Origin of the sequence: Glycomyces paridis (assembly GCF_004912155.1) — a bacterium.
Lineage (GTDB): Bacteria > Actinomycetota > Actinomycetes > Mycobacteriales > Micromonosporaceae > Glycomyces > Glycomyces paridis.
In genome coordinates, this window is record NZ_STGX01000015.1 from 123,957 (window position 1) to 149,859 (window position 25,903).

General features: G+C 72.8%; 32 protein-coding genes and 1 pseudogene. 14 read left to right on the forward strand and 19 right to left on the reverse strand.

Annotated elements, in window-relative coordinates; genetic code table 11:
- The 4 genes from E9998_RS19165 to E9998_RS19180 form a co-directional block, all read right to left on the reverse strand.
- The coding region (locus E9998_RS19165; RefSeq protein ID WP_136531346.1) for an ABC transporter ATP-binding protein at positions 1-623 on the reverse strand (623 nt) is incomplete at its 3' end.
- Complete coding sequence (locus E9998_RS19170; protein WP_136531299.1) at positions 620-1,006, reverse strand: GntR family transcriptional regulator; 387 nt, start codon at positions 1,004-1,006, stop codon at positions 620-622. The genes E9998_RS19170 and E9998_RS19165, both read right to left, overlap by 4 nt.
- A gap of 78 nt (positions 1,007-1,084) precedes the next feature.
- Positions 1,085-1,309 carry a hypothetical protein gene (locus E9998_RS19175; protein WP_136531300.1) on the reverse strand — a complete coding sequence of 75 codons (225 nt, stop codon included), beginning with the start codon at positions 1,307-1,309 and terminating at the stop codon, positions 1,085-1,087.
- Positions 1,306-1,923, reverse strand: a complete 618-nt coding sequence (locus E9998_RS19180) for a rhomboid family intramembrane serine protease (protein ID WP_204745538.1) — start codon at positions 1,921-1,923, stop codon at positions 1,306-1,308. The genes E9998_RS19175 and E9998_RS19180 overlap by 4 nt, the downstream gene beginning before the upstream one ends.
- Before the next feature lie 122 nt (positions 1,924-2,045).
- On the opposite strand from E9998_RS19180, the gene E9998_RS19185 reads away from it, so the two are divergent.
- Positions 2,046-2,708: an NAD(P)-dependent oxidoreductase gene (locus tag E9998_RS19185; protein ID WP_136531301.1), complete on the forward strand. Its 663-nt coding sequence runs from the start codon at positions 2,046-2,048 to the stop codon at positions 2,706-2,708.
- Here E9998_RS19185 and E9998_RS19190 read toward each other — a convergent pair.
- Positions 2,702-3,172 (reverse strand): MarR family winged helix-turn-helix transcriptional regulator, encoded by a 471-nt coding sequence (locus E9998_RS19190; RefSeq protein WP_136531302.1) that lies wholly within the window; start codon positions 3,170-3,172, stop codon positions 2,702-2,704. The genes E9998_RS19185 and E9998_RS19190 overlap by 7 nt on opposite strands.
- A gap of 193 nt (positions 3,173-3,365) precedes the next feature.
- Here E9998_RS19190 and E9998_RS19195 point away from each other — a divergent pair, with 193 nt between their 5' ends.
- Positions 3,366-3,797, forward strand: a complete 432-nt coding sequence (locus E9998_RS19195; protein WP_240037679.1) for an FKBP-type peptidyl-prolyl cis-trans isomerase — start codon at positions 3,366-3,368, stop codon at positions 3,795-3,797.
- A 57-nt stretch (positions 3,798-3,854) separates the two neighbouring features.
- Here E9998_RS19195 and E9998_RS19200 read toward each other — a convergent pair whose 3' ends face one another.
- The 3 genes from E9998_RS19200 to E9998_RS19210 form a co-directional block, all read right to left on the reverse strand.
- Positions 3,855-4,142 (reverse strand): MoaD/ThiS family protein, encoded by a 288-nt coding sequence (locus E9998_RS19200; protein WP_136531303.1) that lies wholly within the window; start codon positions 4,140-4,142, stop codon positions 3,855-3,857.
- Positions 4,142-5,290: a beta propeller repeat protein gene (locus E9998_RS19205; protein ID WP_136531304.1), complete on the reverse strand. Its 1,149-nt coding sequence runs from the start codon at positions 5,288-5,290 to the stop codon at positions 4,142-4,144. Before E9998_RS19205 ends, E9998_RS19200 begins: the two co-directional genes overlap by 1 nt.
- Before the next feature lie 71 nt (positions 5,291-5,361).
- Positions 5,362-5,889 carry an AAA family ATPase gene (locus E9998_RS19210; protein WP_136531305.1) on the reverse strand — a complete coding sequence of 176 codons (528 nt, stop codon included), beginning with the start codon at positions 5,887-5,889 and terminating at the stop codon, positions 5,362-5,364.
- 116 nt (positions 5,890-6,005) lie between these two features.
- On the opposite strand from E9998_RS19210, the gene E9998_RS19215 reads away from it, so the two are divergent.
- Positions 6,006-6,710 (forward strand): HNH endonuclease family protein, encoded by a 705-nt coding sequence (locus E9998_RS19215; protein ID WP_136531306.1) that lies wholly within the window; start codon positions 6,006-6,008, stop codon positions 6,708-6,710.
- Between the two features lie 153 nt (positions 6,711-6,863).
- Here E9998_RS19215 and E9998_RS27165 read toward each other — a convergent pair.
- Positions 6,864-7,367, reverse strand: a pseudogene (locus E9998_RS27165) (maleylpyruvate isomerase N-terminal domain-containing protein); the annotation flags it as partial.
- Between the two features lie 39 nt (positions 7,368-7,406).
- On the opposite strand from E9998_RS27165, the gene E9998_RS19225 reads away from it, so the two are divergent.
- Genes E9998_RS19225 through E9998_RS19235 form a run of 3 tightly spaced genes read left to right on the forward strand, consistent with a single transcriptional unit; the run spans position 7,407 to position 9,164 of the window.
- The gene (locus E9998_RS19225; RefSeq protein WP_136531307.1) at positions 7,407-8,132 is read left to right on the forward strand and encodes a hypothetical protein; all 726 of its coding nucleotides are present in this window, start codon (positions 7,407-7,409) and stop codon (positions 8,130-8,132) included.
- A gap of 31 nt (positions 8,133-8,163) precedes the next feature.
- Positions 8,164-8,661: a tetratricopeptide repeat protein gene (locus E9998_RS19230; RefSeq protein WP_136531308.1), complete on the forward strand. Its 498-nt coding sequence runs from the start codon at positions 8,164-8,166 to the stop codon at positions 8,659-8,661.
- Positions 8,658-9,164 carry an RBBP9/YdeN family alpha/beta hydrolase gene (locus E9998_RS19235; protein WP_204745539.1) on the forward strand — a complete coding sequence of 169 codons (507 nt, stop codon included), beginning with the start codon at positions 8,658-8,660 and terminating at the stop codon, positions 9,162-9,164. The genes E9998_RS19230 and E9998_RS19235 overlap by 4 nt, the downstream gene beginning before the upstream one ends.
- On the opposite strand, the gene E9998_RS19240 is transcribed toward E9998_RS19235, so the two are convergent.
- The 4 genes from E9998_RS19240 to E9998_RS19255 are packed head-to-tail and all read right to left on the reverse strand — an operon-like array spanning position 9,139 to position 10,883.
- On the reverse strand, positions 9,139-9,660 hold the full coding sequence (locus tag E9998_RS19240) for a hypothetical protein (protein ID WP_136531309.1): 522 nt from the start codon (positions 9,658-9,660) through the stop codon (positions 9,139-9,141). The two genes, E9998_RS19235 and E9998_RS19240, sit on opposite strands and share 26 nt — an antisense overlap.
- A gap of 18 nt (positions 9,661-9,678) precedes the next feature.
- Complete coding sequence (locus E9998_RS19245) at positions 9,679-10,032, reverse strand: hypothetical protein (protein WP_136531310.1); 354 nt, start codon at positions 10,030-10,032, stop codon at positions 9,679-9,681.
- An 18-nt stretch (positions 10,033-10,050) separates the two neighbouring features.
- Complete coding sequence (locus E9998_RS19250) at positions 10,051-10,458, reverse strand: nucleotidyltransferase domain-containing protein (protein ID WP_136531311.1); 408 nt, start codon at positions 10,456-10,458, stop codon at positions 10,051-10,053.
- 41 nt (positions 10,459-10,499) lie between these two features.
- Positions 10,500-10,883: a MerR family transcriptional regulator gene (locus tag E9998_RS19255; protein ID WP_420842456.1), complete on the reverse strand. Its 384-nt coding sequence runs from the start codon at positions 10,881-10,883 to the stop codon at positions 10,500-10,502.
- A 122-nt stretch (positions 10,884-11,005) separates the two neighbouring features.
- On the opposite strand from E9998_RS19255, the gene E9998_RS19260 reads away from it, so the two are divergent.
- The gene (locus E9998_RS19260; protein ID WP_240037681.1) at positions 11,006-11,971 is read left to right on the forward strand and encodes an aldo/keto reductase; all 966 of its coding nucleotides are present in this window, start codon (positions 11,006-11,008) and stop codon (positions 11,969-11,971) included.
- 38 nt (positions 11,972-12,009) lie between these two features.
- On the opposite strand, the gene E9998_RS19265 is transcribed toward E9998_RS19260, so the two are convergent.
- On the reverse strand, positions 12,010-12,423 hold the full coding sequence (locus tag E9998_RS19265; protein ID WP_136531314.1) for a secondary thiamine-phosphate synthase enzyme YjbQ: 414 nt from the start codon (positions 12,421-12,423) through the stop codon (positions 12,010-12,012).
- 85 nt (positions 12,424-12,508) lie between these two features.
- On the opposite strand from E9998_RS19265, the gene E9998_RS19270 reads away from it, so the two are divergent.
- The 4 genes from E9998_RS19270 to E9998_RS19285 are packed head-to-tail and all read left to right on the forward strand — an operon-like array spanning position 12,509 to position 16,087.
- Complete coding sequence (locus E9998_RS19270; protein WP_158299884.1) at positions 12,509-13,036, forward strand: DUF1697 domain-containing protein; 528 nt, start codon at positions 12,509-12,511, stop codon at positions 13,034-13,036.
- A gap of 26 nt (positions 13,037-13,062) precedes the next feature.
- Positions 13,063-14,034 carry a tyrosine-type recombinase/integrase gene (locus E9998_RS19275; RefSeq protein WP_136531316.1) on the forward strand — a complete coding sequence of 324 codons (972 nt, stop codon included), beginning with the start codon at positions 13,063-13,065 and terminating at the stop codon, positions 14,032-14,034.
- Between the two features lie 50 nt (positions 14,035-14,084).
- Positions 14,085-15,602, forward strand: a complete 1,518-nt coding sequence (locus E9998_RS19280; protein WP_192907124.1) for an AlkA N-terminal domain-containing protein — start codon at positions 14,085-14,087, stop codon at positions 15,600-15,602.
- Positions 15,599-16,087, forward strand: coding sequence for a methylated-DNA--[protein]-cysteine S-methyltransferase (locus E9998_RS19285; protein ID WP_136531317.1), 489 nt, complete (start codon positions 15,599-15,601; stop codon positions 16,085-16,087). Before E9998_RS19280 ends, E9998_RS19285 begins: the two co-directional genes overlap by 4 nt.
- Here E9998_RS19285 and E9998_RS19290 read toward each other — a convergent pair.
- Genes E9998_RS19290 through E9998_RS19310 form a run of 5 tightly spaced genes read right to left on the reverse strand, consistent with a single transcriptional unit; the run spans position 16,084 to position 21,317 of the window.
- Positions 16,084-16,527: a hypothetical protein gene (locus E9998_RS19290; RefSeq protein ID WP_136531318.1), complete on the reverse strand. Its 444-nt coding sequence runs from the start codon at positions 16,525-16,527 to the stop codon at positions 16,084-16,086. The genes E9998_RS19285 and E9998_RS19290 overlap by 4 nt on opposite strands.
- A gap of 42 nt (positions 16,528-16,569) precedes the next feature.
- Entirely contained in the window at positions 16,570-17,211 is a 642-nt protein-coding gene (locus E9998_RS19295; protein ID WP_136531319.1) for a maleylpyruvate isomerase N-terminal domain-containing protein, read from the reverse strand.
- 20 nt (positions 17,212-17,231) lie between these two features.
- Positions 17,232-18,194: a VldE C-terminal domain-containing protein gene (locus E9998_RS19300; protein WP_136531320.1), complete on the reverse strand. Its 963-nt coding sequence runs from the start codon at positions 18,192-18,194 to the stop codon at positions 17,232-17,234.
- 30 nt (positions 18,195-18,224) lie between these two features.
- The gene (locus tag E9998_RS19305; protein ID WP_136531321.1) at positions 18,225-19,004 is read right to left on the reverse strand and encodes an exodeoxyribonuclease III; all 780 of its coding nucleotides are present in this window, start codon (positions 19,002-19,004) and stop codon (positions 18,225-18,227) included.
- A 48-nt stretch (positions 19,005-19,052) separates the two neighbouring features.
- On the reverse strand, positions 19,053-21,317 hold the full coding sequence (locus tag E9998_RS19310; protein WP_136531322.1) for a hypothetical protein: 2,265 nt from the start codon (positions 21,315-21,317) through the stop codon (positions 19,053-19,055).
- A 101-nt stretch (positions 21,318-21,418) separates the two neighbouring features.
- Here E9998_RS19310 and E9998_RS19315 point away from each other — a divergent pair, with 101 nt between their 5' ends.
- The 3 genes from E9998_RS19315 to E9998_RS19325 all read left to right on the forward strand — a co-directional run bounded on the left by E9998_RS19315 (position 21,419) and on the right by E9998_RS19325 (position 25,901).
- Positions 21,419-22,219 carry an exodeoxyribonuclease III gene (locus tag E9998_RS19315; protein ID WP_136531323.1) on the forward strand — a complete coding sequence of 267 codons (801 nt, stop codon included), beginning with the start codon at positions 21,419-21,421 and terminating at the stop codon, positions 22,217-22,219.
- A 48-nt stretch (positions 22,220-22,267) separates the two neighbouring features.
- Positions 22,268-24,751 carry a DEAD/DEAH box helicase gene (locus E9998_RS19320; protein WP_136531324.1) on the forward strand — a complete coding sequence of 828 codons (2,484 nt, stop codon included), beginning with the start codon at positions 22,268-22,270 and terminating at the stop codon, positions 24,749-24,751.
- 121 nt (positions 24,752-24,872) lie between these two features.
- Complete coding sequence (locus E9998_RS19325) at positions 24,873-25,901, forward strand: aminoglycoside phosphotransferase family protein (RefSeq protein WP_136531325.1); 1,029 nt, start codon at positions 24,873-24,875, stop codon at positions 25,899-25,901.
- Positions 25,902-25,903 lie beyond the last annotated feature (2 nt).

Consider the following 25,903-nt stretch of genomic DNA (forward strand, 5'->3'; position numbering starts at 1 on the left):
CGGGATTCGGCGAGGATGACGAGGTGGTCGCAGACGCGTTCGACGTCGGAGATGAGGTGGGAGGAGAGGATGACGGAGACGTCGAGGTCGGCGACGAACTCCATGAGGGATTGGAGGAAGGCGCGGCGGGCGAGGGGGTCGAGGGCGGCGACGGGTTCGTCGAAGATGAGCAGTTCGGGGCGTTTGGCGGCGGCGAGGGTGAGGGCGAGTTGCGCTTTCTGGCCGCCGGAGAGGCGTCCGGCCTTCTTCTTGGGGTCGAGGCCGATGTGGTGGAGGCGGTCGGTGGCGATGGTCTTGTCCCAGTTGGGGTTGAGCTTCTCCCCCAGGGTGAGGTGGTCGGCGACGGTGAGGCCGGCGTAGACGGGGGTGTCTTGGGCGACGAAGCCGACGCGGGCGATCTGGGCGTCGTCGGCGCCGGGGGTGCGGCCGAGGACTTCGATGCGGCCGGAGGTGGGTCGGATGAGTCCGGCGGCGAGGGCCAGGAGGGTGGACTTGCCGGCGCCGTTGGGGCCGACGAGGCCGACGATGCGGCCGGAGGGGACGTCGAGTGTGGCGTCGGTGAGGGCCGGGTGGGGCCCGTAGCGCTTGGTGAGCGCTTCTGCGGTGAGGACTGGGGTGTTCATGGTGCGTTGGCGTTCCTTCTCATGGTGGTGTCGAAGAGGGCTCGGAGGGCGTCGTCGTCGAGTCCGGCGGTGCGGGCCCGGGTGATCCATTGCTGGAGTTCGGTTTTGAGTTCGGTGTGGGTGTCGGGGTCGGTGCCGGCGAGGGTGGCGGTGACGAAGGTGCCGCGGCCGGGGCGGGGGGTGACGAGTCCTTGGCGTTCGAGTTCGCGGTAGGCCTTGAGGACGGTGTTGGGGTTGATGGCGATGCGGGAGACGACTTGTTTGACGGTGGGGAGCTGGTCCCCCACGGTGAGCATGCCCAGTCGCAGTGCTTGCTGGACCTGGTGGACGAGCTGCATGTAGGGGGCGACGCCGGAGCGCGGTTCGAGGTGGAAGTCGATCACAACTTTCTCTATTTCACTAGGATGTTAGCACTATTATGGCACAGGGGCGTCCCGCCGATCGGCGAGACGCCCTGAGGCCTATCGTCCCTGGTTGCGGGGGTGGTCTTTGCCCATGCGCTCGTTGCCGAACTTGTAGGAGCCGGTCCACCGGGCCATGACGAGCTGGTCGTCCTCGCCGTCGATCTCGGCGAGGAACTTCGCGGCCCGGCCCCCGCGCAGCGTGGCGGCGGCCCGCCCGCGGTGGACGATGACGACGGTCCCGTCCGAGCGGCGCTTGTAGGAGAACCCCGAGGGCGCGCTCACGCGCCGGCCCCGGTCGCGGCCGCGATCGTGCGGGCCCGCGCGGTGAGGAACGCGGTGCCGACGCCGGCGGCGAACCCGAAGAGGTGGCCCTGCCACGACACCTGCGGCACCGAGGGGAAGACGCCCCAGATCATCGAGCCGTAGGCGGCGACGACGAGCAGCGCGATGAGCAGGTCGGCGATCTTGCGCAGGAACACCCCGCGGCCGAGGAGGTAGCCGAAGAGGCCGAAGACGATGCCCGAGGCGCCGACGGTGACGGTGTAGGCCGGGGAGACGAGCCACACGCCGAGCCCGGAGACGACGAGCGTGACCGCCAGCGCGGTCCACATGCCCTTCCAGTCGCGGAGGGCGGTGACGGTGCCGAGGATGGCGAGGGGGACGGAGTTGGCGAACAGGTGGGCGATGCCGACGTGGAGGAAGGGCATGGCGAGGACGCCGGGGAGGAGGCCGTCGAGGGTGCGGGGGTGGACGCCGTAGTCGATGAGGCGGCCGGGGGTGACCCAGTCGATGATGAGCAGGAGCCACATGAGGGCGATGAGGGCGCCCCAGAGGGTGAGGGCGCGGCGGAGGGGGTGCATGGGGCCGGTGGTGGTGGGGGCGGCGGGGACGGTCACGGGGTGCTCCTTGTGCGGTGTGTGCTTTGCAGCGTAGTCGGTGGTCGTCGGGAGGTGAGGACTGTTTGCTACGAAGACGAGATAATATGGTTTTCGTAGAATCGAGTTGAGGAGTGGTGTGCATGCGACTGGTGGTGATCGCCGCGACCGGTGCGACCGGGCGGTTGGTGTTGGAGCAGGCCAGGGCGGCCGGGCACGAGGTGGTGGCGGTGGTGCGCAGCCCCGAGCGTCTGCCTGCGGGTGTGGAGGCGGTCCGTTCGGACCTGTCCGATCCCGATCCGGCGGCGCTGGCGGCGGCGTTCAAGGGTGCTGATGCGGTGGTCTCGGCGCTGGGGGCGACCGGGCGGGGTACGGCGGGGGTGGCGACGACGGGGACCGGTGCGGTTCTCGATGCGATGCGCGAGGCGGGGGTGGGGCGTCTGGTGGTGCTGTCGGCGGCGCCGATCGGGACGGTGAAGACTGCGGTGCGTCCGGACAAGCCGCGTCATGATCCGGGTGACGGGTTCGTGCTGCGGCGTTTGGCGGTGATCGTCAAGCGGGTGCTGGCCGAGCATTATGCGGATTTGGCCGCGATGGAGGACCTGGTGAGGGATTCGGGTCTGGACTGGACGGTGGTGCGTCCGCCGCGGTTGACCGATGAGGCGCCGCGCGGGCGGTGGCGTACGGCGTTGGACGCGAATCCGCGCGGGGGCTGGACGATCGGGCGGGCGGACCTGGCGGCGGCGATGCTCGCGGCCCTTGCGGATCGGGGGCAGTCGCGGCGGGTGGTGGCGGTGGCCTACTGACCGGCGGCGAGGGCGTCGGTGGCGGTCTTTCCGGCGGCGGCGGCGCGGGCGAGGAAGGCGGCGACGGTCGCGAGCTGGTCGGTGTCGAAGTCGGCGCAGATCGCGGCGACGGCGTCGCGCAGGGGGGCGTAGAGGGCGAGGACGTCGCGGCTGCGGTCGGGGTCGGCGACGAGGCGGACGGCGCGGCGGTCGGTTGCGGCCCGCTCGCGGCGGATCCATCCGGCGCGTTCGAGGCGGTCGAGGACGCCGGTGACGGTGGCCGGGTGGAGGTCGGCGGCGCGTGCGAGCGTGGAGGGGGTGAGGGGGCCGGTGCGGTCGATGAGGTCGAGGCATTCGAGGTCGACGTCTTGGAGGCCGAGCCGGTCGGAGACCTGGTGGTTGAGGAGCCGGAGTTGGACGGTGAGTTCGCGCAGCAGGTCGGTGACGTCGCCGCCGTGGGCGGTCTCCTCGGTGGTCGGTCGCATGCGTCCCTCCTGGTGCGGTCGCGCTCAAGGATAGGCGAGCGGGTCCGCAGGCGGCGGGTGGTAGGTTCCCTCGGTGGCCGTTAGCCTGGTGAATCGATGGTGGAAGTCGGTGGCCGCCGCGTGTGTGAGCGTGGGGCTGTTGGCCGGATGCGGTGCCGCCGGTGCCGGGAACGAAGACGAAGGGGAGTCGCACGTGGTGCAGATCAGTGACGGTGTCGAGGTGTCGGTGTCGCAGGACACGGGGTCGAAGCCGGTCGTGGGAGTGCCGGACGCGGCGGCGCCAGCGGCGCTGTTCGTGGCCGACGTGGTCGAGGGCGCCGGGGACGAGGCGAAGGCCGGCGACTCGGTCGAGGTCCAGTACGCGGGCTTCAACTGGTCCAACGGCAAGGAGTTCGACGCGTCCTGGAACCGCGGCGCGCAGCCGTTCGCGGTGGAGCCGCTGGGTTCGGCGCCGGTGATTCAGGGCTGGAACGACGGCCTGGTGGGCGCGCAGGTCGGCGACCGCCGCCTCATCGTGATCCCCCCGCACCTCGGTTACGGCGCGGCCGGTGCCGGCGGGGTGATCGGCCCGAACGAGACGCTCGTGTTCGTCGTCGACGTCGTCTCGATCAACGGCAAGTCCTAGTACGGAGTTTTGCGGGGGCGTCGCACGTGGTGCGGCGCCCCTCGGCGTGTGCGGAGGTCAGGCGCCTCCGGCGATGGACGGGAGGATCTGGATCTCGCGGCCTTCGACGGGTGTGTCCAGGCCTTGGAGGCGGCGGGACTCTTCGTCGCCTACGTAGACGTTGACGAAGCGGCGCAGGCGCCCGGCCTCGTCGCGCAGCCGCCGTTCCAGGCGCGGGTGGGTGCGCCCGATCGCGGCGAGCACGTCTCCCAGGGTCGCCTCGGGGCCGGTCTCGACGGTGAGGTGGCGGGCCCCGCCGCACTCGGAGGCCAAGGCGGCGGGGATCTTGACGTCGACGGCGGCCATCAGGGGATCGCGATCGCTCGCACGCACAGGACGTCGGGCAGGTGCGCCGCGACCTGGTGCCAGCGGCCGTCGGCGTCGGCGGCGGCCCACACGTCCCCGCAGCGGGTGCCGAAGTACCAGCCGGGGTCGGGGGCGCCGTCGGTGCAGGCGCCGTCGCGCATGACGTTGCCGAAGTACGGGTCGGTCGGCAGGCCGGTCCCCCACGCGCTCCAGGTGTCGCCGTTGTCGCCGGTGCGCCACGCGGCGATGCGCTTGTCGGGCGGGAAGCGGTCCATGGCGGCCTGGACGGGCCAGACCATCGCCGTGCCCGGCTCGGTCGGGTGGGCCACGACGGCGAACCCGAAGTCGGAGGGGAGGGTCGCCGAGACGTTCGTCCACCCCGACGCGGGTTCTTCGGTGCGCCAGACCGGCCCGTGGCTCTGGGCGATCCAGGTGCCGTCGACGGTGCGGGCGACCTTGTGGATGCAGTGACCGGATTCGGGTTCGGGGTCGGGCCCGTAGTCGACGGTGATGCCCTTGGTGACCCCCTGCCAGGAGTCGCCGTCGTCGCGGGTCTCGTAGATGCCGCCCGAGGACATGGCGATCATGACGTGCGCGGGGTCCTCGGCGTCGGTGACGATGGTGTGCACGGCGGGCCCGGCCCCGCCCGAGGCCCACGTGGTGTGCTGGGGGTGGTCCCACAGGGCCTGGTTGAACGCGAAGGTCCGGCCCCCGTCGTCCGAGCGCCACAGGCTGGTCGGCTCGACCCCGGCCCACACGCGGCCCTCCTGGGGGCCGAACGCGAGCTGCCAGACGCGTTTGACGGTGTTGGTCTTGTCCGACTCGGGCTGGTCGATGCCGGCGGTCTCGGAGTAGTCGAGGGGCCGGTAGGGCAGGCCCTGCGGGAAGGACATGGGGGCGGCGTTCGGTTCGTGCCAGGTCGCGCCGAGGTCGTCGGAGCGCCAGACGGAGGGCCCGAAGTGCGGGGAGTCGGCCGCGACGAGGATCTGGCCGGTGGCGGGGTCGGCGGCGGTCGCGAAGATCTCCGACACGGCGGTGTAGCCGTCGGCGTCAAGGCCGTGCGGGCCCTTGAGGACCCATGCTTCGCGGTCGTCGCTGGTGGCCGTGAAGAGGCCTTTTCGGGTGCCGATGAGGACGAGGTAGGCCATGGCGGGCTCCTTTGCCGTTCGTTGTGGCTCTCGGTCCCATCGTCTCGCCCGGGTGTGACGTTTTCAGGCCGTTACCCGGATCGCTCCCCCACGTGTCGCCCGATGAGCGCCGCGACCTCCCCGGGCGTGCGCCCGGTCGTGTCGAGCACCGTTGTCGCCTCCCGCATCCACTCCTCCAGTGCCGCCTCGTACGCGTCGCGGTGCTCCAGGCGCCAGCGCACGGCGGTGGGCTCGTCCCGGTCGGCTTCGACGCGGGCCTCGAAGACCTCGCGGTCGGCGTGGAGGGTGAAGGCGCGGACGGGGATGCCGGCCTCGGCGAAGCCGTCCATGAGCTCGGTCCAGTAGTGGCGTTGGAGGACCGATTGGGGGATGACGAGGGTGCCGCCGACGAAGTCGAGGACCTGGCGGGCGGTCTGGACCGTCAGGCCCCGCCAGGGGTCCCACTCCTTGAAGTCGTGGCAGGGGACGTCGCCGATGATGGGGCGCAGGAGGTAGCCGATCTGCTCGGCGTCGAAGACGCGGGCGGGGAGGGCGTCTTTGAGGAGGTTCGCGGTGGTGGTCTTGCCGGCGCCGAAGGTGCCGTTGAGCCATACGATCATTCGGGGGAATCTAGCAGGGCCGGGGCTGTCGCGACGGGGTGCGGGCGTGTTACGTTGCGGACACCTGCGGTGCACGCCGCACCGTTTCGCCCCGGTTCTGTTAGGACGGTTGCCCCATGCGCGTCTCGCGTCTTGTCCTCCTGCTGCCCTTGGTGTTCGTCGCCGGCTGCCAGGACGTGGCCGATCTGCTCGACGAGGCGACGAGCGCCCCGGCCGGCACCGGCACCGGCTCGCAGGTCTCGGACGACTTCAGCGCCACCGCGCCGTTCACGGTGACCGTGGACGCCGTGGCCCTGACCGCCTCCATCGAGGCGCTGACGGTCGCGGCGGAGGCGAACGAGGGCTACGACCGGTCGCTGTTCCCGCACTGGCGGGACGACGACGGCAACGGATGCGATGCGCGCGACGACGTGCTGGTCGCCCAGGAGCGGACCGGCGCGTTGAGTGAAGCCGACTGCGACGGTGCGATGTCCGGCGAGTGGGTGTCGATGTACGACGGCGAGACGGTGACCGACTCGGGTGACCTCGACATCGACCATTTCGTGCCGTTGAAGGAGGCGTGGGGGTCGGGTGCGGGCGAGTGGACCACCGAGGACCGCCAGTCGTACGCGAACTGGACGGGCAACGCGTGGCACCTGATCGCGGTCACCGCCTCCTCGAACCGTTCGAAGTCGGACCAGGACCCCGCCGAGTGGATGCCCGAGGACGAGGCGGTCTGGTGCGCTTACGCATGGGCGTGGGTCGAGGTCAAGACCGAATGGCACCTGAGCGTCGACGAGGCCGAACGCGACGCGCTCCTGGACGTCGCCGCCGGGTGCTAATCCGAGGGCCAGGCGGCGGGCGCCGAGCGCTTCGGCTCGGGCCCTGGCCTCGGCCGGGTAGGGGTCGCGGCCGCAGGCCGCGGCGATGAACGCCACCGGCTCGAACCCGAGCGCGGCCAACGTCGCGCGGTGGCCCGGCCCCAGCAGCAGCGCGGCGACGACCTCGGCCGCTTCAGGCGTGGTCCAGCGGGGCCGGCCGAGGGCGTCGGCGAGGTCGATGCCGTGCACGGCCGCCTCGACCACCCGGGTGGTGAGGAAGTCGTTGAGGGTCATCGCGTCGCCGTGGCGGGTCGTGACGCGCCGAGTCGGCGGCTCGGTCCGGCAGCGGGCGAGGACACGGGCGGTCACGGCGTCGAAATCGGCCGACCCGGCGCTCGCACGGTCCGCGGCGGTGTCGACGCGGTCCTGGTTCGCTTCCGGTGAGAAACGCTGGTCGGGCCGGTAGTACGCGGCGGCGTCCACGGTCGCCCGGGCCGGCTCGGGCGCCTCCAGCATGGCGTCGAGGCGGCCGATGGCGACGGTGAGGTGCGCGGTCAGCGCGGCGACGTCCCACGGGGCACAGCGGGTGGGGGCGCCCCAGTCGGTGACCGAAGCGAGCTCGCGCGACAGCCGCGCGGTCTCGGCGGCCAGGGCGTCGAGCGCCGGTCGTGCGATCATGGGTCCGATTGTATGCACGCCAACCGATCGGAGTCCCCCATGTCGTTCGCCGCCGTGATCCGCCCCGTGATCGACCGGCTGCACGTGGCGGTGCGCCACGGCGCCCGCGACGACGTCCGCGCCCTGTACGCGGCCCGGGACCTGCGCCCGGGCGCCGAGATCGACGCCTACGGCGCACTCCTGGACCACCCGGTACCAGAAGAAGCGCTGGCCGCCCGCCTCGTCTACTTCGGTTTCGACGCGGACGCGGAGGAGTCGCGGGGTCTCATGGCGCGATCGGGCGGCGCGTGGGAGCTGACGGCACTGGGCCGGGCCGTCGTCGTGGAGGCCGACGCTGCCTTGTCGGGTGTCGCCGAGCGGCTGTGGTCGTTTCGCCCGAGCCCGTCCCTGCCGGGCCTCGCCGCCGTGGAGACGGCGCTGCCGCTGGTGGAGCGGCTCCTGGAGGCCGGGCGCGCCAGCGGCGGGCCCGTGTTCGCGGCGTTGACGCCGTACTGGGTCGCCCCGGACGCTACAGCGGCCGCGCGTCTGGCCGCGGCCCTGGAGGCCCTGCGCCACCACCGCGCCGACGCCCACCGCGCCGCGTGGGCGGACGCGGGCCTGACCGTCGAGGGCATCCAGGCGCTGGGGGCCGGGCCGCAGCGGACGGCGATCGAAGCGGACACGAACCGCCGCGACGAACCGGTGTACGCGGTCTTGGACGAGGCCGAACGGTGGGCGCTGCTGGGGGCGCTCGGGTCGCTCAACGACGCCTTCACCGTGACGTGAACGCCCCTGGCGGCGGGTAGGGTTCGCTGCTATGGCAACCGAGGAGTGGCAGGCGCGCTGCGCCGCCCTGTGGGACCGGCTCGACGATGTCGACCGCGACGATTTCGTCCAGGCGATGAAGGACCTGGCCGCCGAATGCGACCCCGGCGACCCGGTCGCCTTGTTCGAAGTCGGCGGCGCGCACGACTCGACCGGGTACACCGAGGCGGCCGTCGGCTACTACGAGCGGGCCGTGGCCGCGGGCCTGTCGGGCGTGCGGCGCCGGCGCGTGTCGATCCAGATGGCGTCCTCGCTGCGCGAGACCGGCGACCCCGAACGGGCACTGGCGATCCTGGCAGAAGAGCGCGGCCGCGGCTCGGACGAGTACGACGGCGCCGTGGCGATGTGCGAGGCGCTCACCCTCGCCAAACTCGGACGCGACAGGGAAGGCCTCGCGGTCGCACTGATCGCCTTGGCCCCGACCCTGCCGCGCTACCAGCGGTCCACGGTCAACTATGCACGGGCCCTCATCGGCGAGGCCCCGCGGTGACACGGGTCCTGTTGGTACCGGGCCGCGGCATACCCGGCGACGACCATTGGATGCGCCGCTGGGCCGCCGCCCACCCGGACTGGGCCTGGGCACCCGAGCCGGGGACGCCCCTGGTGTACGCCGAACGCGTCGCCGCCCTCGCCGCGGCGGTCGCCGCCGACGCCGAACCGGCGGTCCTGGTCGCGCACTCGGCCGGCTGCGTCACCGCCGTCCAATGGGCCGCCACCGGCGGCGGTGTGCGCGGGGCGCTCCTGGTGGCGCCCCCGTGCTTCGAAGGCGTCGCAGGCGCACCCGAGGTCCCGTTGGCGCCCTTGCCGTTCCCCGCGGTCCTGGTCGCCTCCCGCACCGACCCGTACTGCGACTACGAGGACGCCGAGGCATACGCACTCGCCTGGGGCGCACGACTGGTCGACGCCGGGGACGCCGGCCACGTGGACACGAAGACCGGGTACGGGCCCTGGCCGGACGGCGAAGCGCTCATCGCCGCACTGCTGGAGTCCTGAGCGGACCGGTGCGGTACCAGGCGCGCGCGCCGGTGGTGGCCATGCCGACCGCGGCGGCGACCGGAACCGGCAGGTAGACGGCGCCCATGAACACCGCCGAGCCGAGCGCGGACGCGGCCAGGACGTGATCGGAGGCCGCCGCGGCGACCGCGAGGACCCCGAGCACCACCGGGGGCCCGGCGAGGACGGCGAGCGTCCACCGGTACAGGCCCGGCCCGGGACGGTCGGCGGTGCGGACGGCCTGGACGGCCAGTTGCGGCGCGGCGGCGACGAGCGCGAGCGCGTACACCAGCATGCCGGTGAGGTACCAGGAGGTGGTGCCGGGCGGGTCGCCGGCATGGGCGGAACCGCTGGTGACGGCGTAACCGGGCAGGACCAGAAGCCAGCACTGGCCGAAACTGCATCCGAACTGGATCCACAGCAGGGTCCGGACCGCGGCGACGACCGGCGGCAGACGACGCGGAAAAGCGTGTGCGAGCAGGGGTGCGGGGGTCATGCCTCAATGGTGGGCGCATCAGGTGTCGGACCGGTCGCGGCCGGTGATCGATTCGCGCACGCCCCTGAAGGCGGCCGCGGTCTCGACCACGGCCCGGTCGGTGCCTCGCAGATGCGTCGCGAGGCGGTCGGCGGCGAGGCCGTACAGGTCCAGGGCCGCCGCGCAGGCGGCCTCAGGGGTCGCCGCGGCCAGGCCCGCGGCGGTGTCCCAGGCCAGGGCCCACCGGTCGCCTTCGGCGACGGCGACGGCGTCCCACAGGTCGTTCTCCGAATCGACCAGGAGCCGGTTCGCCACGGCCAGGGGCCAGGCGAGCGCGAGGGCGAGGATCAGCCGGTTGGCCGCGGCGGCGCGGGCCCGCCCGGCGGCGGCCATGCCGTGGACCTTGTGGGCCTACTCGGCCAGGCCGACGAGTTGCCCTGCGGCCCAGTCGTCCGCGCCGGCCCCGACCTGCTCCCACGTCCACGCCAGCGCCCGGGCTTGCACGGCGGCGAGGTGGCCGCCGGGGTCGGTGAGGATGCGGGCGCTGCGCCAGGCGGGGACGGCCGCCGGGGCCTGCGCCGGGTCACTGAAGGCCGCGGCGAGGTCGGCAGGGGTTTTCCGGGTGAGGGTGGCCATGCGGCCCTCGACGTGCGTGACGCGCACCCCGGGGTCGGTCGCGGCGGCGACGATGAGGTCGATGTCGGAGTCGGGGTGGTCGGTGCCGGCGGCGACCGAGCCGACCAGGGCGACCCCGAGCGCGCCGGTCTCCTCCCGGGCCAGTCGTTCGGCGATCGCGGCGGCGTGTTCGCGGTGGTGCACGGCGCCAGTATCGCCGCGGCCGGGCCCCGGTGTCGACGCCTTTAGGGCAGGACGGACCGGTAGTAGTCGATCTTGCCCAGCAGGTAGTCGCGTTTGGCGACGAGGTCGGCCATGCGCTCGTCCACGGCGACGCGGTGGTCTTCCAAGAGCGCGATCCGCTCGCCGATGGTGTGGTCGCCCGAGCGGGCGAGGTCGGCGAAGCGGCACATCTGCTCGACGGGCATGCCGGTGTCGCGCAGGCATTTGAGGACGCCGAGCCATTCGAGGTGCTCGTCGCTGAACCGGCGCTGGCCGGTGGGGGTGCGGGCGACGTCGTCGATGAGGCCGAGGCGCTCGTAGTAGCGCAGCGTGTCCATGCTGAAGCCGGATCGGCGGGCGCATTCGCCGATCGTGTAGGCGCCGGGGGCGGTGGTGTCCACGCTCACCGAGGATACGCGCGCCCCGCCCCTCCGTGCGCAGCCGCCTCTCACCTGCGGGTTTGCGTTGGAGTTCACTCCAGGTCCTACCGTTCGGGGCGTCAATGACTTCGACAGATCGGAGGTCCGCCGTGGAGCGGATCGCATTGGGACCGGACCGGATCGGCGTCTCGCGCCTGTGCCTGGGGGCGATGGCCCTCGGCGGCGTCCAGGACGAGGCGACGAGTTTCGCGATCTTGGACCGGTTCGTTGCCTTGGGCGGCAATTTCATCGACACGGCCAACTGCTACATGTTCTGGATCGACGGGGGTACGGGCGATGAGTCCGAGCTGCTGCTGGGCCGCTGGATGGCCTCGCGGGGCAACCGGGACGACCTCGTCGTCGCCACCAAGGTCGGGCGTCGTCCGACGGTGCCCGGCGGCGGCCTCGACCACTCCGAGCCGCTGACGCCCGGCCGGATCGGCGAGCAGCTCGACGCGTCCCTGGCGCGGCTGGGCACCGACCGCGTGGACCTGTTCTGGTCCCACCGCGACGACCGCGACACGCCGCTTGAGGCGACCGTGGCGGGCTTCGACGCGGCCGTGGCCTCGGGCAAGGCGCTCGCGGTGGGGGCTTCGAACCACACCGCGTGGCGGGTGGAGCGGGCGCGGCAGGTCGCCGCGGCCCAGGGCCGGGCGGCCTACACGGCGATGCAGAACCGGTATTCGTATCTCAAGCCGCGCCCGGAGGCGCCGCTGCCGGAGGGCGGGCACGTGCACGCGGCCCCGACCGACCTCGACTTCGTGGCCGGCACGCCGGGCATGGCGATCCTGACGTACTCGGCGCTGCTGAGCGGGGCGTACGCGAACGCTGCGAAGCCGCTGGGCGAGCACTACGACCATCCGGGTACGGCGGCGCGTCTGGCGGCGTTGGACGCGGTGTGCGCCGAGACGGGCGCGACGCGCAACCAGGTGGTGCTGGCGTGGCTGGTCGGGCACGAGGCGCCGGTGGTGCCGTTGGTGGGCGTCTCTTCGGTCGCGCAGTTGGAGGAGGCGGTCGCGGGCGTGGCGCTCAAGCTCGACGCCGACCAGTGGCGGCGCCTGTCCGAGGCGGCCTGACGGCCGGTTCCCGGCGCCTCTCGGCGCCGGGGACCGGTTCAGCCCAGGAACGTCAGGCGCACGGTCCGATCGGGGTTGTCGCGGTTGGTGTCGACCAGCAGCACCGACTGCCAGGTGCCCAGGGCGAGGCGGCCGGACACGACCGGGAGCGTGGCGTAGGGGGCGCACAGCGCGGGCAGGACGTGGTCTCTGCCGTGCCCTGTCGAGCCGTGCTGGTGGCGCCACCGGTCGGTGCGCGGCAGCAGGTCGCCGAGGGCGTCGAGGAGGTCCTCGTCGGAGCCGGCGCCGGCCTCGATCACGGCGATCCCGGCCGTGGCGTGGGGTACGAACACGTTGAGCAGGCCCTCGCGGGCGCCGACGTCGGCGAGGAAGGACTCGCATTCGCCGGTGAGGTTGCGGACGGTCTCGCGGCGTCCGGTGTGGACGGCGAGGGTGGTGGTGTGGAACGCCATAGTCGCCGATCCTGCCATGCCGCCGCCGCGGCCCTGTCGCACCTCCGGGGTAGGTTCGTTCCCTACCGGGACCGAGGAGGCGGATGTGACCACCTATGCGGCGCTGCTGCGCGGAGTGAACGTCGGCGGGCACCGCGCCGTGCCGATGGCCCAGCTGCGCGAGGCGCTCGAAGCGGCCGGGTTCGGCCGCCCCCGCACCTACATCCAGTCGGGGAACGCCGTCGTCGACTCCGATCTGGAGGCCCCCGCGGTCGCATCGGCCCTCAAGGCGCTCATCGCCGACCGGTTCGGGCACACCGTGCCGGTCATGGTCCGCTCCGCCGCCCAGCTCGCCGCCGTCCTGGCCGCCGACCCGTGGCCCGGCCGCGACCTCGACCCGGCGAAGGTCACCGTCACGTTCCTGTCCGAGGCGGCCCCGCAGACGCTCACCGTCCCGGCCGGGCGCCGCGAGGAGGCCCACACCGCCGGCACCGAGGTGTGGGTGCACTACCCCGACGGCCTGGGCGTCTCCACACTCGACCGGTCCGGTTTCTGGCGGCCCCTCGCCGGGATCGACACCACGACCCGGAACCTGCGCACCGTCCGCGTCCTGCGCGACATGGCCGCCGCGTGAGCGCCCCGGGGTCTAACGTGGAGGGCATGTCCCAAGCGATCGCCGGCCGCGACTGGAGTGACCCGGCCGCGCTCGCACCGGCCGCCGACCCCTACCGCGCCTACCTCGACTCGCTCGGCTCGGCCGAGTCGCGGCGCACCATGCGCGGGTGCCTCGACCGCATCGCCGCCCTCCTCGCCGGCGACGGCGCCGTCACCGGTGAAGGCCAGCCGTGGCACCTGCTGCGCTACGAGCACACCTCGCGGCTGCGGGCGGCCATGATCGATCTGGGCTGGTCGGGCGCCTACGTCAACAAGCACCTCGCGGCCCTGCGCCGCGTCCTCAAAGAGGCCTGGCGCCTCGACCTCATGGCCGCCGACGACTACCAGCGGGCCTGCGACCTCCAACCGGTCAAGGCCCAGCGCCTGCCCGTGGGCCAGGCCGTCGACGCCGACGCCCTCGCCGCCGCCCTCTACGCCTGCGACGCCGACCCCGGCCCCGCCGGCGCCCGCGACGGCGCCGTCCTGGCCACCCTCTACACCACCGGGTGCCGGCGCGCCGAGATCGCTTCCATGCGCCTGGCCGACTACGACACGGCCGAACGGTCCATCCGCATCGTCGGCAAGGGCAACAAGGAACGCGCCGTCTACGTCACCGAGGCCGCCCAGGCCCGCATCGACCGGTGGACGGCCGTGCGCGGCCTGGGCCCGGGCGCCCTGTTCTGCCCGATCAACAAGGCCGGGCGCCTGCGCCGCACCGGCAACCAGCTCGCCGCCATGACCGGCCAGGCCATCGCCGACCTCCTCACCAAACGCCTCGTCGAAGCCGGCCAGCGCCGCCACACCCCCCACGACTTCCGCCGCACCTTCATCGGCGAGCTCCTCGACGCGGGCGTCGACCTGGCCATCACCCAGTCCCTCGTCGGGCACGCCTCCCCGGCGACCACGGCCCGCTACGACCGGCGCCCGGCCCGGCGCTCGCGCGAGGCGGTCGACCGCCTCCACCTGCCCGAATCGTGATGTCGCATTCTGGCTAGCGCTTGTCGGTGCCCGAGGGCACCCTTGAGGGCATGGACTTCACCGCGATCATCGGCGACACCGACCGGCTCCAGGCCGCCGTCGCCGGCCGCGACGCCCGCTTCGACGGCTGGGTGTTCCTGGCCGTGACCACCACCGGCATCTACTGCCGCCCCTCCTGCCCGGCCGTCAAACCCAAGAAGGACCACCAACGGTTCTATCCGTCCGCGGCGGCGGCGCAGGACGCGGGCTACCGGGCGTGCAAACGCTGCCGCCCCGACGCCTCCCCCGGCTCCCCCGCCTGGGACTGGCGATCCGACGTGTGCGCCCGGGCGATGCGCCTCATCGGCGAAGGCGTCGTCGACCGCGACGGCGCCGCCGGCCTGGCCCGGCGCCTGGGGTACTCGCTGCGCCAGCTCGAACGCCTCCTGATCGCCGAGGTCGGCGCCGGACCGGCCGCCCTCGCCCGCGCCCAGCGGGCCCAGGTCGCCCGCACCCTCATCGAGTCGACGGACCTGCCGATGGGCCAGGTCGCGTTCGCGGCCGGGTTCGCCTCGATCAGGGCGTTCAACCGCGTCGTCGCCGAGGTCTTCGCCTGCGCCCCGACCGAACTGCGCACAAAGAGGATGCGCGCCAAACGGACCGGCACGGTGACCGGCGGCGGCGCCATCACCGTCCGCCTGGCCTACCGCGAACCGTTCGAGGCCTCGAACCTGTTCGGGCACCTCGCCGCGGCCGCCGCCCCCGGCGTCGAGGAATGGCGAGGCGGCGCCTACCGGCGCACCCTGCGCCTGCCGCACGGCCCGGCCACCGCCGCCCTGCGCCCGGCCCCCGGCTACATCGAGTGCCGTCTGCGCCTGGCCGACCTGCGGGACGTCACCGCGGCCGTCGCCCGGTGCCGCCGCATGCTCGACCTCGACGCCGACCCCCACGCCCCCACCGAAGCGCTCGCCGCCGACCCTGCTCTGGGGCCGTTGGTGGCGGCGACGCCGGGGCGGCGGGTGCCGCGCAAAGCCGACGCCGAGGAGTACGCGCTGCGCGCGGTCATCGGCCAGCAGATCGCGACCGCTTCGGCCGCGACCGTCGCCGCCGGCCTCGCCGAACGCTACGGCGATCCCGTAGCCGACCCCGAAGGCGGGCTCACCCGCCTCTTCCCGACCGCCGCGGCCCTCGCTGAAGCCGACCCCGCGTATTTGCCGATGCCCCACGCCCGCCGCCGCACCCTCCAAGGCCTCGCGACGGCGCTGGCGGCGGGGCGCATCGACCTGGGGCCGGGCGCGGACTGGGCGAAGGCCCGGTCGGACCTGGCCGCGGTGCCCGGCGTGGGCCCGTGGACGGTGGAGATGATCGCCATGCGGGCCCTGGGCGACCCCGACGCGTTCCCCGCGGCAGACCTCGGCGTCCTCAAAGGCGCCGCCGCCCTCGGGTTGGGGACCGGCCGGGACCTGCGCGAGCGTGCCGAATCGTGGCGGCCGTGGCGTTCCTACGCCGTCCAGTACCTGTGGGCGGCCAGCGCCCACCCGACCAACGACCTGCCCGTGACCGACGAAGTGGAGTTGAGCGAACGATGAGCACCACACACCTGACGATGGACTCCCCGCTGGGGCTCCTGGCCGTCGCGGCCACCGTCGACGGCCTGACGCACGTCCACATGGGCGTCGAGGAGATACCGGACCATTGGGGTCCCGAGCGGGCCACGCCGGTCCTGGAAGCGGCCCTCGAACAGCTGGAGGCGTACTTCGCCGGCGACCTGAAGGACTTCGACCTGCCGTTGGCGGCGACGGGTACGGACTTCCAGCGGCGGGTCTGGGCCGAGCTGTCGCGCATCCCCTACGGCCAGACCTGCTCGTACATGGACGTGGCGATCGCGCTGGGCGACCGCAAAGCGGTCAGGGCGGTCGGGTTGGCGAACGGGCGCAACCCGATCGCGATCATCGTCCCCTGCCACCGCGTCATCGGCGCCGACGGGAAGCTCACCGGGTACGCCGGGGGCCTGTGGCGCAAGGAGCGCCTGCTGACCCTCGAAAGAGGCGAGCCGGCCCTGTTCGCGCTCTAGAGGAGCGTCACCGCCAGATCGACGGTGACCTGCTCGTCGGTGACGACGATCGTCGCGGTGTAGCAGGCGTCGTCCCCGCAGGCGGCGGGGATGATCCCCGAGGCGTTCCCGGCCGGGGTCGCACCGGCCAAAAGCGGCGCCTCCATGCCGTTGGCTTCCAGGAACTCGCCGAACGCCGCGGCCGGGACGGCGACGGTGACCTCGGCCCGGTCGCCGGGCATCGGCGTCTCCATCTGCGACAGGTCCGCTTCGAGCACTTCGGTGCCCTCGGGGAAGTCCAGGCGCGTCGCCTCGGCCACGGTCGCCGTACTCGGCTGCGGCCCGCCTTCCAGAGCCCACGCGACCGCCCACACCGCGCCGATGAGCCCGGCGAGGACGACGGCGAGCCACAGGGCGGCGAACCAGGCGCGGCGGACGGTGGGGATCGGCGGGGAGACCATGGCCGCGACCCTACCCGGTGACCGCCGGTCGCCGCTCGTGCACTACAGGCCGGAGACGGGCCCGGGGTGGCGTTCGGTGCGCGCCAGGGCCCGCACGAGCGCGGCCTGCCCGTGCCGGTGCGCCGCAAGGCGCACCAGGACCGCGGCGGCGGTGTCGAACGGCGCCTGACCGAACTCGGGTGTCGGGACGCCGACGGAGCAGGCGAGGTCGTCGGCGTGGACGACGAGCTCCATGATGCGCGTGACCAGAAAGTCGTCGAACGTCGTCGCGTACACCCAATACGGGTTCCCGCCCGCCGCGTCCACCGCCAGCGCGGGGAGACGTTCGGCGAGGACGGTCAGGGCCGCTTCGGCGCTCGCCTGCACCTGCGCGGGGCCGTGTTCGGCGAGGGTCTCCCCGCCGGCGCGCACCTTCGTGTTCGACGCACTGGAGGGGTCCCCGTCGAGCCAGGCCGCCTCGAAATAATGCTCATAAAGGGTCTTGTGGGGGCGGCCGGTGTAGTCGGTGTCGAGCGCTTCGGCGGCCGCGAGCACCTGCCCGGCCAGGTGCGCGGCGAGGCCGCCGACGGTGAACCCCTCCAGCGCCGAAGGCTCCCCCCACTGCTCGCGCACCGCTTCGGCGCCGAGGAGGTCCAGGCCCGTGCGGGCCGCCTCCAGGAACTGGCCGCGAACATCGACACTCATATGCGCTTCCTTACCGGTCGTCAGCGGACGGAGACGTGGACGTGGTTGGTGTGGTCGCCCGCGGGCGTCCCGTTGACCCCCGAATAGGACCGCCACTCAGAACCGGGCGACCAGAACTGGCGGTACCAGATGACGTACTCCACCCCGAGCGCGTCGGCGTTGTTCACATACCACGCCGCCAACTGGTCCCCGTACGTCTTGTCGTCGCCGGACGCGTCGACGTCCTGGAACCCCGAGGCGTTCGCGGCCCAGTCGCACGCCCGCCCCAGCGGATGCTCACCCGAGCCGCCCGACCGGTAGCACGAGACGTAGTGGTCGAACCCGGCCTCTTTCGTCTCGTTGTACACGTGCAGCGTCGCCGGCGTCAGGCACCCCGACGTCGTCGGATCGTCCTCGGTGCACCCACCGCCTGATCCCGGGCCGCTCTCGGCCGCCGGAGCGCCGCCGTCGGAGCCGGGACCGGCGGCCTCCTCGGCGCGCAGCTCCTCGAGTTCCTCTTCGAGGTCCTCTTGGGCTTTTTCGGCGTCCTTGAGGGCCTCGGCGGCGTCGGCGACCTGGTCGGCGTGCGCGGCCTGCTCGGCCTCCAACTCGTCCAAGACCTCCCCGGCCTCGGCCAGCAGCGCCGCCCGCTCGTTGCCGAGGAACCCGGTGTACGTCATCGCGTCGATGAGCGACCGCGAATCGGTCGAGGACAAGATCGCGTTCGTCTGCTGGAGGTCGCCCTCGGTGTGCAGGTACAGCGCGTACTCGTTGAGGTCGGCCTTGAGCTCGTCGAACCGGGCCTGGGTCTCCTCGATCTGCCCTTCGAGGTCGGCCGCGCGGTCCTCGGCGGCCTCGACCTGCTCTTGGGCGTCGTTGACGGCCGCGATGGCCTCGGCCAGGTCGGCTTCGAGTGTCTCCTCGTCCGGCTCGGCGCTGGCCGGCACGGGGAACAGCGCCAGGAGGGCGGCGAGGAGAACGACGGGGAGGATTTTGTTGCGCACGGTGGGGAGCGGTGCCTTCCGGACGGTCGGTTACAGGTCGAGGTCGATCACGAGGGGGGCGTGGTCGGAGGCGCCTTTGCCTTTGCGTTCGTTGCGGTCGACGTAGGCGTCGGTCACCGCGGCGGCGAACGCGGGGTTGGCCAGGGCCAGGTCGATGCGCAGGCCGCGGTTCTTGGGGAAGTCGAGGTTGCGGTAGTCCCAGAACGTGAACGGCTGATCGTACTTGAGGGCGCGGGGGTGCACGTCGGCGAGACCGGCGGCACCGACGCCCGCCAGCGCCGCTCGTTCTTGCGGGGTGATGTGCGTGGTGGCGGTCCAGGCCTCGACGTCCCAGATGTCGTCGTCGGTGGGGCAGATGTTGTAGTCGCCCATCGCCGCGAACGGGAGCGCACCGGCGGCGTCGGTGGCGGCGTCGGCGGCGAGGGCCTTGAGGAACGCGAGCTTGTAGGGGAAGTGCGCGTCGGCGACGTCGCGGCCGTTGGGGATGTAGAGGGACTGGACGCGGACGGGCCCGCACGTCGCGGTGATCGCGCGCGCCTCAACGGCGTCACCGAAGGCCGGCTGGTCGGCGATGCCGCGCCGCACGTCGTCCAAGCCGATACGCGAGAGGATCGCGACGCCGTTCCAGCGCCCGGTCCCCCACGCGGCCGTCGCATACCCCGCCTCGGCGATCGCCTCGACGGGGACGTCGTCGGTGGCGCATTTGAGTTCTTGGAGGCACACCACGTCGCAGTCGGCGCCGGCGAGCCAGGCCAGAAGCCGGTCGAGTCGGGCTTTGAGCGAGTTGATGTTCCACGTGGCCACGCGCATGGGCCTCACGATACCCGCATCCTCTCGGCCGTGAGCGGACGCGGCGCCTCAGGCCCGTTCGGGTACTCCGGTCGTTTCGGCGGTCTCGGGTGCGGTCCGGGGCCCGGGGAGGGGGCCGACGGCGACGGCGAGGAGGCCGAAGCCGACGGTGGCGGTGAACCCGGGGATGGCGATCCCGGAGTCGTTGACGAGGGCGCCGATGAGGGCGACGGCGGCCAGGCCGACGACGGCGGCGCCGACGCGGTCGGAGCGGATCGGGGCGCGGCGCCGCCAGATGAGGTAGGCGCCGATGAGGGCGGCCAGGCACACCCAGGTGAGGGGTTTGCCGATGGTCGACAGGGACGCGTCGGCTTTGCGGACGACGATCTGGGCGGCGGTGCCGTCGAGGACCGAGCCGATGAACCGGCCCAGGTGGGTCTGGTCCTCTTCGGGCCGCAGGTAGTCGAGGAATCCGCCGATCGCGAACGCCGCCAGGGCGACCGACCCGGCGAGGGCGACGGCGCCGACGGTCAGGCGACGGCCCCACAGGCGCAGGCAGGTGAGGATGACCGCGGCCACGAGGGTGAGGGTGCCGCCCATGTCGCGCCCGAGCATCGGGGCGCCGACGATGACGACGGCGGCCAGGCCCAGCGCGACGGGCCCCCAGATACGCGAGCGCCCCCGCCAGGGCACGAACGCGATGAGGAGGATGACGGCGGCGGCGAAGACGCTGAACGCGTAGTTGCCGAGCCCGGTGAAACGGGCCCCGACCTGCGCGGTGTAGCCCATGGGAGTGTGCAGGGGCCAGGTCGCGCCCGAGACCTGGTCGGCGACGATGAGCGCCGCCGCCGCGCCCGCGACCACGAGGGCCGGGCGGGCGCCGGTGCGCGTCTGCGGCAGACTCGCGGCCACCGTCAACAGCGCGACGCCCGCGGCGATGACGGCCCAGAACACCAGCGCCGGCTGGTCCGAGCGCCACCACGGCGGGATGCCGGCGGCGACGCCCGCGACCGGGACGGCCGCAACCGCCACGCACACCGTCTGCGCGGTCCGCCGCCACCGGTCGCCGCCCCGCAGCAGCCAAACGGCGAAGCCGACCGCGACGCACCCGAGGAAGGACACGACGGCGTAGAACCACCAGTCGACCGTGGCGACGGCGGTGGCCGCGGCGGTCTCGTCCACGCCCGCGCGGACCGCGGCCTCGCTGGTGCGGTCCGGGTCGGGCAGGACGGTGACGGGAGCGCCGGCCACAGTGGCGGGCAGTTCGGCGCCGACGACCGACAAGGCCGTCGCGGTGATGTCGACCAGCTGCACATACCCGTCGCGGCCGGTCGTGGACGAGGTCAGGCCGCCCGCTTCAACCCCGGCCCCGGTGTAGAGGACGGGGTGGAGCGCCGAGGGCGCCGAAGCGTCGGCGATCCCGGCGACGATGAGCCGCCAGTCCCCGGGCAGATCGCCGGCCACCCGCCCGACCGCCGCGTCAGCGGCCTTGGCGGCACTGACCCGCACAGGGTCGGCGTCGGGCACGATCTCACCGGGGTGCTCCCCTTCGGGCACCGAAGGCTCGTCGCCGACCTCGGTGTCGTCGGAGCCGAGCTGGTCGTAGTCGGTGGTCGCATCCGGCGCCCGGTCCTCACTGTCGCCCACCACGACACCGGGGTCGACCACGACGATGTCGCACGCGGCCATCGCCGCCCCCAGCGAATCCAGGGTCGGCGCCCAGAACGCCACGCGCCCTTCGGTATCGGCCGCCGCCAGCGCGGCCCCGTTCCCGATCCCGGCCACACACGAGCCCGGCTCGGCCACCGGCGCCTCCTCGCCGTGCTCGGCCGCCTCCTCAGCGGCCTCGGCCTGCTCGGCCGCCGAGATCGCGATCGCATCGGCGAGCGAACCGAGCCGCGCCCCGTAGTTGTACGCCGAGTTCGCCTCGATGAGCGCCTCCCACGCACCCACCGTCCACGACCCGCCCGCCTCCTCAGGAGCGGGAATCTGCGACTGCGCCACACACTGGGCGTCCCGGGGAGCGGCGCCACCGGCCCGCTCCCCCGCACCCAGACTCACCCAAGCCGCCTCGGGGCACGTCCACGACCCGATCGTGCGCACACTCATCGCCGCCGAAGCGCCCGTCCCGGCCATCCCCCACAAATGCGGGGTCGCCTCGGGGTCGATGTCCGACCACGCCAGGCCCGGTATGCCGATGACGACGACCCCGGCCGCCTCCCGATCCTCCGGCGCCGCCGACACCGGAGCCGCGACCGCCAGGCACGCGACCGCCCCGGCCAGCGCGGCCGCCGCCCAACGCACCCATGCCCGCACACCCGCCACCGATTTCATGACGACGAGTGTATGGGGTCGGGGCACCGCCCCACCCTCGCTCCCTCACCGGCCACGCGCCGCTCACCCGAACCGTCGGCCCCGCGCGTTAGGGTGGGCCGATGCGCACCATCGCCACCGCCAACGTCAACGGGATCCGCGCCGCCGCCAAGAAGGGCATCGTCCCCTGGCTCACCGGCCTCACCGCCGACGTCGTCCTCCTCCAGGAAGTCCGCGCCGACGACACCCAAATCCCCGACGAGGCGCGCGCGGCGGGCGGCTGGCACTGGACGCTCGCCCCCTCACTCGCCGCCAAAGGCCGCGCCGGCGTCGCCGTCCTCACCCGCACCGAACCCGAAGCCGTCCGCATCGGCTTCGGCTCCGACGAGTTCGACACCCACGGCCGCTACGCCGAAGTCGACCTCCCCGGCCTCACCGTCGCCAGCCTGTACCTGCCCTCAGGCGAGACCGACACGCCCCGCCAGGTCGAGAAGGAACGGTTCATGGCCGCCTTCGCCGACTACCTCACCGAAGCCGCCGCCACCGCCCGCAAGAGCGGCCGCGAGCTCCTGGTGTGCGGAGACTGGAACATCGCCCACGCCGAAGCGGACCTGAAGAACTGGAAGGCGAACAAGAAGACCGCCGGATTCCTCCCCGAAGAACGCGCCTGGCTCTCGGACCTGTACGACAACCGCGACCTCGTCGACGTCGTCCGCGCCCTCCACCCCGACGTCGAAGGCCCCTACTCGTGGTGGTCCTACCGGGGCCGCGCCTTCGACAACAACGCCGGCTGGCGCATCGACCTCCACGTCGCCACCCCCGGCCTCGCGAGCAAGGCCCGCACCGCCTGGGTCGACCGCGCCGCCACGCACGACGCCCGCTGGTCCGACCACGCCCCCGTCCTCGTCACCTACGACCACTAGCACCCCCGCCCGGCCCGGCGGGCAAAGCGCCAGGCACCATTGACCACCGTGAGCCTCATCGACTACCTGCCCGACTCGAACACACCCGAACCCGACGACGTCTACACCGCGTTCGCCCAGTGGGCCGAGGACACCGGCATCGTCCTCTACGACCACCAGGAAGAGGCCCTCCTGGCCATCTGCACCGGCCAGAACACCATCATCGCCACCCCCACCGGGTCGGGCAAGTCACTCATCGCCGCCGCCGCGCACTTCAACGCGCTGGCCAACCAGCGCACCTCCTTCTACACCGCGCCAATCAAGGCCCTGGTGTCGGAGAAGTTCTTCGAGCTGTGCGAGCAGTTCGGGCACGAGAACGTCGGCATGCTCACCGGCGACGCCGCCGTCAACCCCGACGCCCCGCTCATCTGCTGCACCGCCGAGATCCTCGCCAACCTCGCCTTGCGCGAAGGCGCGGCCCTGGACTGCGACTCGGTGGTGGCCGACGAGTTCCACTTCTACGCCGAACCCGACCGCGGCTGGGCCTGGCAGGTCCCGCTGTTGGAACTCAACCGCGCCCAGTTCACGCTCATGTCCGCGACCCTCGGCGACACCGCGTTCTTCCAGGCCGACCTGACCCGCCGCACCGGCCGCGAGACCGCGCTCATCGCCTCGGCCACCCGCCCGGTGCCGCTGCACTACGAGTACCGCAAGACCCCGCTGCACGAGACGGTGGAGAACCTCGTCGCCAACAACCGGGCCCCGGCGTACATCGTGCACTTCACGCAGGCCGCCGCACTCGACACGGCGCAGTCGCTGTCGAGCCTGAACCTGGTCGACAAGGACGCCAAGGCCGCGATCGGCGCCGCCCTCGGCGGCTTCCGGTTCACCACGAAGTTCGGGCAGACCCTCGCGCGCCTGGTCCGCTCCGGCATCGGCGTCCACCACGCGGGCATGCTCCCCAAGTACCGGCGCCTGGTCGAACGCCTCGCCCAGCAGGGCCTGCTGAAGATCATCTGCGGCACCGACACCCTCGGCGTGGGCATCAACGTCCCGATCCGCACCGTCCTGTTCACCGGCCTGGCCAAATACGACGGGCGCCGGACCCGCCGCCTGCGCTCACGCGAGTTCCACCAGATCGCCGGCCGCGCCGGCCGCGCCGGCTACGACACCGAGGGCTTCGTGGTGTGCCAGGCCCCCGACCACGTCGTCGAGAACGAGAAGGCGATGGCCAAATTCGGCCTCGACCCGAAGAAACGCAAGAAGATGGCGAAGAAGAAACCGCCCGAAGGGTTCGTCGGCTGGTCCGACGAGACGTTCGCGGCCCTCGCCGAGGCACCGCCCGAACCGCTCCAGTCGCGAATGCGCATGAGCCACGCCATGCTCATCAACCTCCTCGCCCGCGGCGGCGACACCTTCACCCACGTGCGGACCCTCATCGAGGACTCCCACGCCGACCGGGCGACCCAGTTGAAGATGGCCCGCACCGCCCTGACGATCGCCCGGACGCTGCGCGACGCCGGCATCATCGACATCGCCCAGGGCCGCGTCACCCTCACCGTGGACCTGCCCGACCACTTCGCCCTCAACCAGCCGCTCGCACCGTTCGCCCTCGCCGCACTCGAACTCCTCGACGCCGAAGCCGACACGTATCCGATGGACGTCGTCTCCATCGTCGAATCGACCCTGGAAGGGCCCGGGCAGATCCTCGCCGCGCAGCGCTCCAAGGCCAAAGGCGCCGCGATCGAGGCGATGAAAGCCGACGGCCTGGACTACTACGACCGCATGAACCAGCTCGACGACACCGAAGTCGACTACCCCAAACCACTCGCCGAACTCCTCGAGGACGCCTTCGGCGCCTACCGCACCAGCCACCCCTGGGCCGCCGACTACAGCCTCGAACCCAAATCGATCCTCCGCGAGATCTGGGAGGGCCGCATGAGCTTCGGCGAGTACATCGGCCTCTACGGCCTCCCCCGCGCCGAAGGCCTGCTCCTGCGCTACCTCTCCAGCGCCTACAAGGCCCTCGTCCAGACCCTCCCCGAGGACACCGGCGGCGACGAACTCGACGACCTCACCGCCTGGCTCGGCGAGACCATCCGCCAGACCGACTCCTCCCTCATCAACGAATGGGAGCAGCTGACCAACCCCGGCGACGAGGAGGACATCGACACCGGCCGCCCCGCCAGGGCCTTCACCGACAACGAACGCGCCTTCACCATCGCCGTCCGCAACGCCGCCTTCCGCCACGTCGAACTCGCCGCCGCCGACCGCGTCGAAGCCCTCGCCGCCCTGGAGACCGGCTGGCCCGCCGCCAAATGGGACGCGAGCCTCGAACGGTACTTCCAAGCCCACGACGACATCGGCACCGCCGGACCCGCCCGCGGCGCCGACCTGCTCGACATTGCCAAAGAAGGACGCACCTGGACCGTCCGCCAGACCCTCGACGACCCCGCCGGCGACCGCGACTGGGCGATGGTCTTCACCGTCGACCTCGACGCCTCCGACGAGACCGGCACCGTCGTCATGGCCGTCCAGGACTTCACCGACTAGAAGCGGTCCGGGCGGGACGGCTGTGGCGTTGGCCCCTCAACGACGGACCGGCCGCCGCCATGCTCGGCGGCCTCCTCGAATCGCCGTAGCGGCGAACGCGACCGGGTGGCATGATCACCCGGTGCTCGACCACCCGCTCCACTCGCCCATAGGCCCACCCCTCACCGTCGGCCGGCCCCTGGCCCACAACGCCGGGAATCAGGCGACCGGCGGGATCTGGCGTGTCGCCGGGCCCGGCGGCGAGGCCGTCCTCAAGCACCTGACGCCCGCTGGCGAGGGGTACGCGCACTGGCCCGCCTCGACCGACCTGCGCGACTGGAACTACTGGCGGCGCGAGCACCTCGCCTACACGACGGGGTTCGCCGCCGCCTACGGCCGCGAGGGCGGGATCGGGGCGCCGGAGATCCTGGCGGAGGGGGAGCGTGCGGACGGGTCGATCGAGCTGTGGCTCGAAGCGGTCGAGGGCGTCCACGGCCGGGACTGGTCGATCGGGGACCTCGCCGACTTCGCGCGGCGCCTGGGCGCCGTCCAGGCCCGGCCCGCGGCCGAACAGCCGTGGCATTCGCGCCGGTTCCTGCGCCGCTACGCCGGGCGCCGGGACTATCCGGGCGTCGACTGGGACCACCCGGTCGCCGCCGCGCACTGGCCCGAGGACCTCAGGGCCGGCCTCGCCGACCTGTGGCACCGGCGCAGCGACCTGTTCGACCTCGCCGAAGCGCTCCCGCAAACGATCGGCCACCTCGACGTGTGGCCCATGAACCTCATCCGCACCGACACCGGGCCCGTCCTGCTCGACTGGTCCTTCACCGGCACCGGCGCGATCGGCGAGGACGTCGCCAACCTCATCGCCGACACGTTCTTCGACGGCCTCCAACCGGTCGAGCGCCTCGCCGAGACCGAGACCGCCCTCACCGACGCCTATATCGAAGGGCTCGGGCCCGCCGCCGACGGGGAGGCCGTGCGCACGGCGATCGCCGCGACCGGCGCCGCCAAGTACGCTTGGCTCGCCCCCGCGATGCTCGCCAACCTCGCACAGGGCCGGTCGACCGGCAGCGCCCACTACGACCCCGGCAGCTCCGACGCCCTCGTCCTCGAACGGCGCCGACCGATCCTCGCGATGCTCACCCGCTGGGCCCGCACCGCACTCTGAAC

Coding starts and splice junctions, on each gene's coding strand:
- E9998_RS19315 (WP_136531323.1), top strand. CDS start 21,419: ATGCGCACCATCGCCACCGCCAACGTCAACGGGATCCGCGCCGCCGCC.
- E9998_RS19230 (WP_136531308.1), top strand. CDS start 8,164: ATGGCAACCGAGGAGTGGCAGGCGCGCTGCGCCGCCCTGTGGGACCGG.
- E9998_RS19215 (WP_136531306.1), top strand. CDS start 6,006: ATGCGCGTCTCGCGTCTTGTCCTCCTGCTGCCCTTGGTGTTCGTCGCC.
- E9998_RS19310 (WP_136531322.1), bottom strand. CDS start 21,317: ATGAAATCGGTGGCGGGTGTGCGGGCATGGGTGCGTTGGGCGGCGGCC.
- E9998_RS19295 (WP_136531319.1), bottom strand. CDS start 17,211: ATGAGTGTCGATGTTCGCGGCCAGTTCCTGGAGGCGGCCCGCACGGGC.
- E9998_RS19280 (WP_192907124.1), top strand. CDS start 14,085: ATGGACTTCACCGCGATCATCGGCGACACCGACCGGCTCCAGGCCGCC.
- E9998_RS19225 (WP_136531307.1), top strand. CDS start 7,407: ATGTCGTTCGCCGCCGTGATCCGCCCCGTGATCGACCGGCTGCACGTG.
- E9998_RS19290 (WP_136531318.1), bottom strand. CDS start 16,527: ATGGTCTCCCCGCCGATCCCCACCGTCCGCCGCGCCTGGTTCGCCGCC.
- E9998_RS19285 (WP_136531317.1), top strand. CDS start 15,599: ATGAGCACCACACACCTGACGATGGACTCCCCGCTGGGGCTCCTGGCC.
- E9998_RS19200 (WP_136531303.1), bottom strand. CDS start 4,142: ATGGCCGCCGTCGACGTCAAGATCCCCGCCGCCTTGGCCTCCGAGTGC.
- E9998_RS19240 (WP_136531309.1), bottom strand. CDS start 9,660: ATGACCCCCGCACCCCTGCTCGCACACGCTTTTCCGCGTCGTCTGCCG.
- E9998_RS19305 (WP_136531321.1), bottom strand. CDS start 19,004: ATGCGCGTGGCCACGTGGAACATCAACTCGCTCAAAGCCCGACTCGAC.
- E9998_RS19185 (WP_136531301.1), top strand. CDS start 2,046: ATGCGACTGGTGGTGATCGCCGCGACCGGTGCGACCGGGCGGTTGGTG.
- E9998_RS19265 (WP_136531314.1), bottom strand. CDS start 12,423: ATGGCGTTCCACACCACCACCCTCGCCGTCCACACCGGACGCCGCGAG.
- E9998_RS19245 (WP_136531310.1), bottom strand. CDS start 10,032: ATGGCCGCCGCCGGGCGGGCCCGCGCCGCCGCGGCCAACCGGCTGATC.
- E9998_RS19205 (WP_136531304.1), bottom strand. CDS start 5,290: ATGGCCTACCTCGTCCTCATCGGCACCCGAAAAGGCCTCTTCACGGCC.
- E9998_RS19210 (WP_136531305.1), bottom strand. CDS start 5,889: ATGATCGTATGGCTCAACGGCACCTTCGGCGCCGGCAAGACCACCACC.
- E9998_RS19190 (WP_136531302.1), bottom strand. CDS start 3,172: ATGCGACCGACCACCGAGGAGACCGCCCACGGCGGCGACGTCACCGAC.
- E9998_RS19275 (WP_136531316.1), top strand. CDS start 13,063: ATGTCCCAAGCGATCGCCGGCCGCGACTGGAGTGACCCGGCCGCGCTC.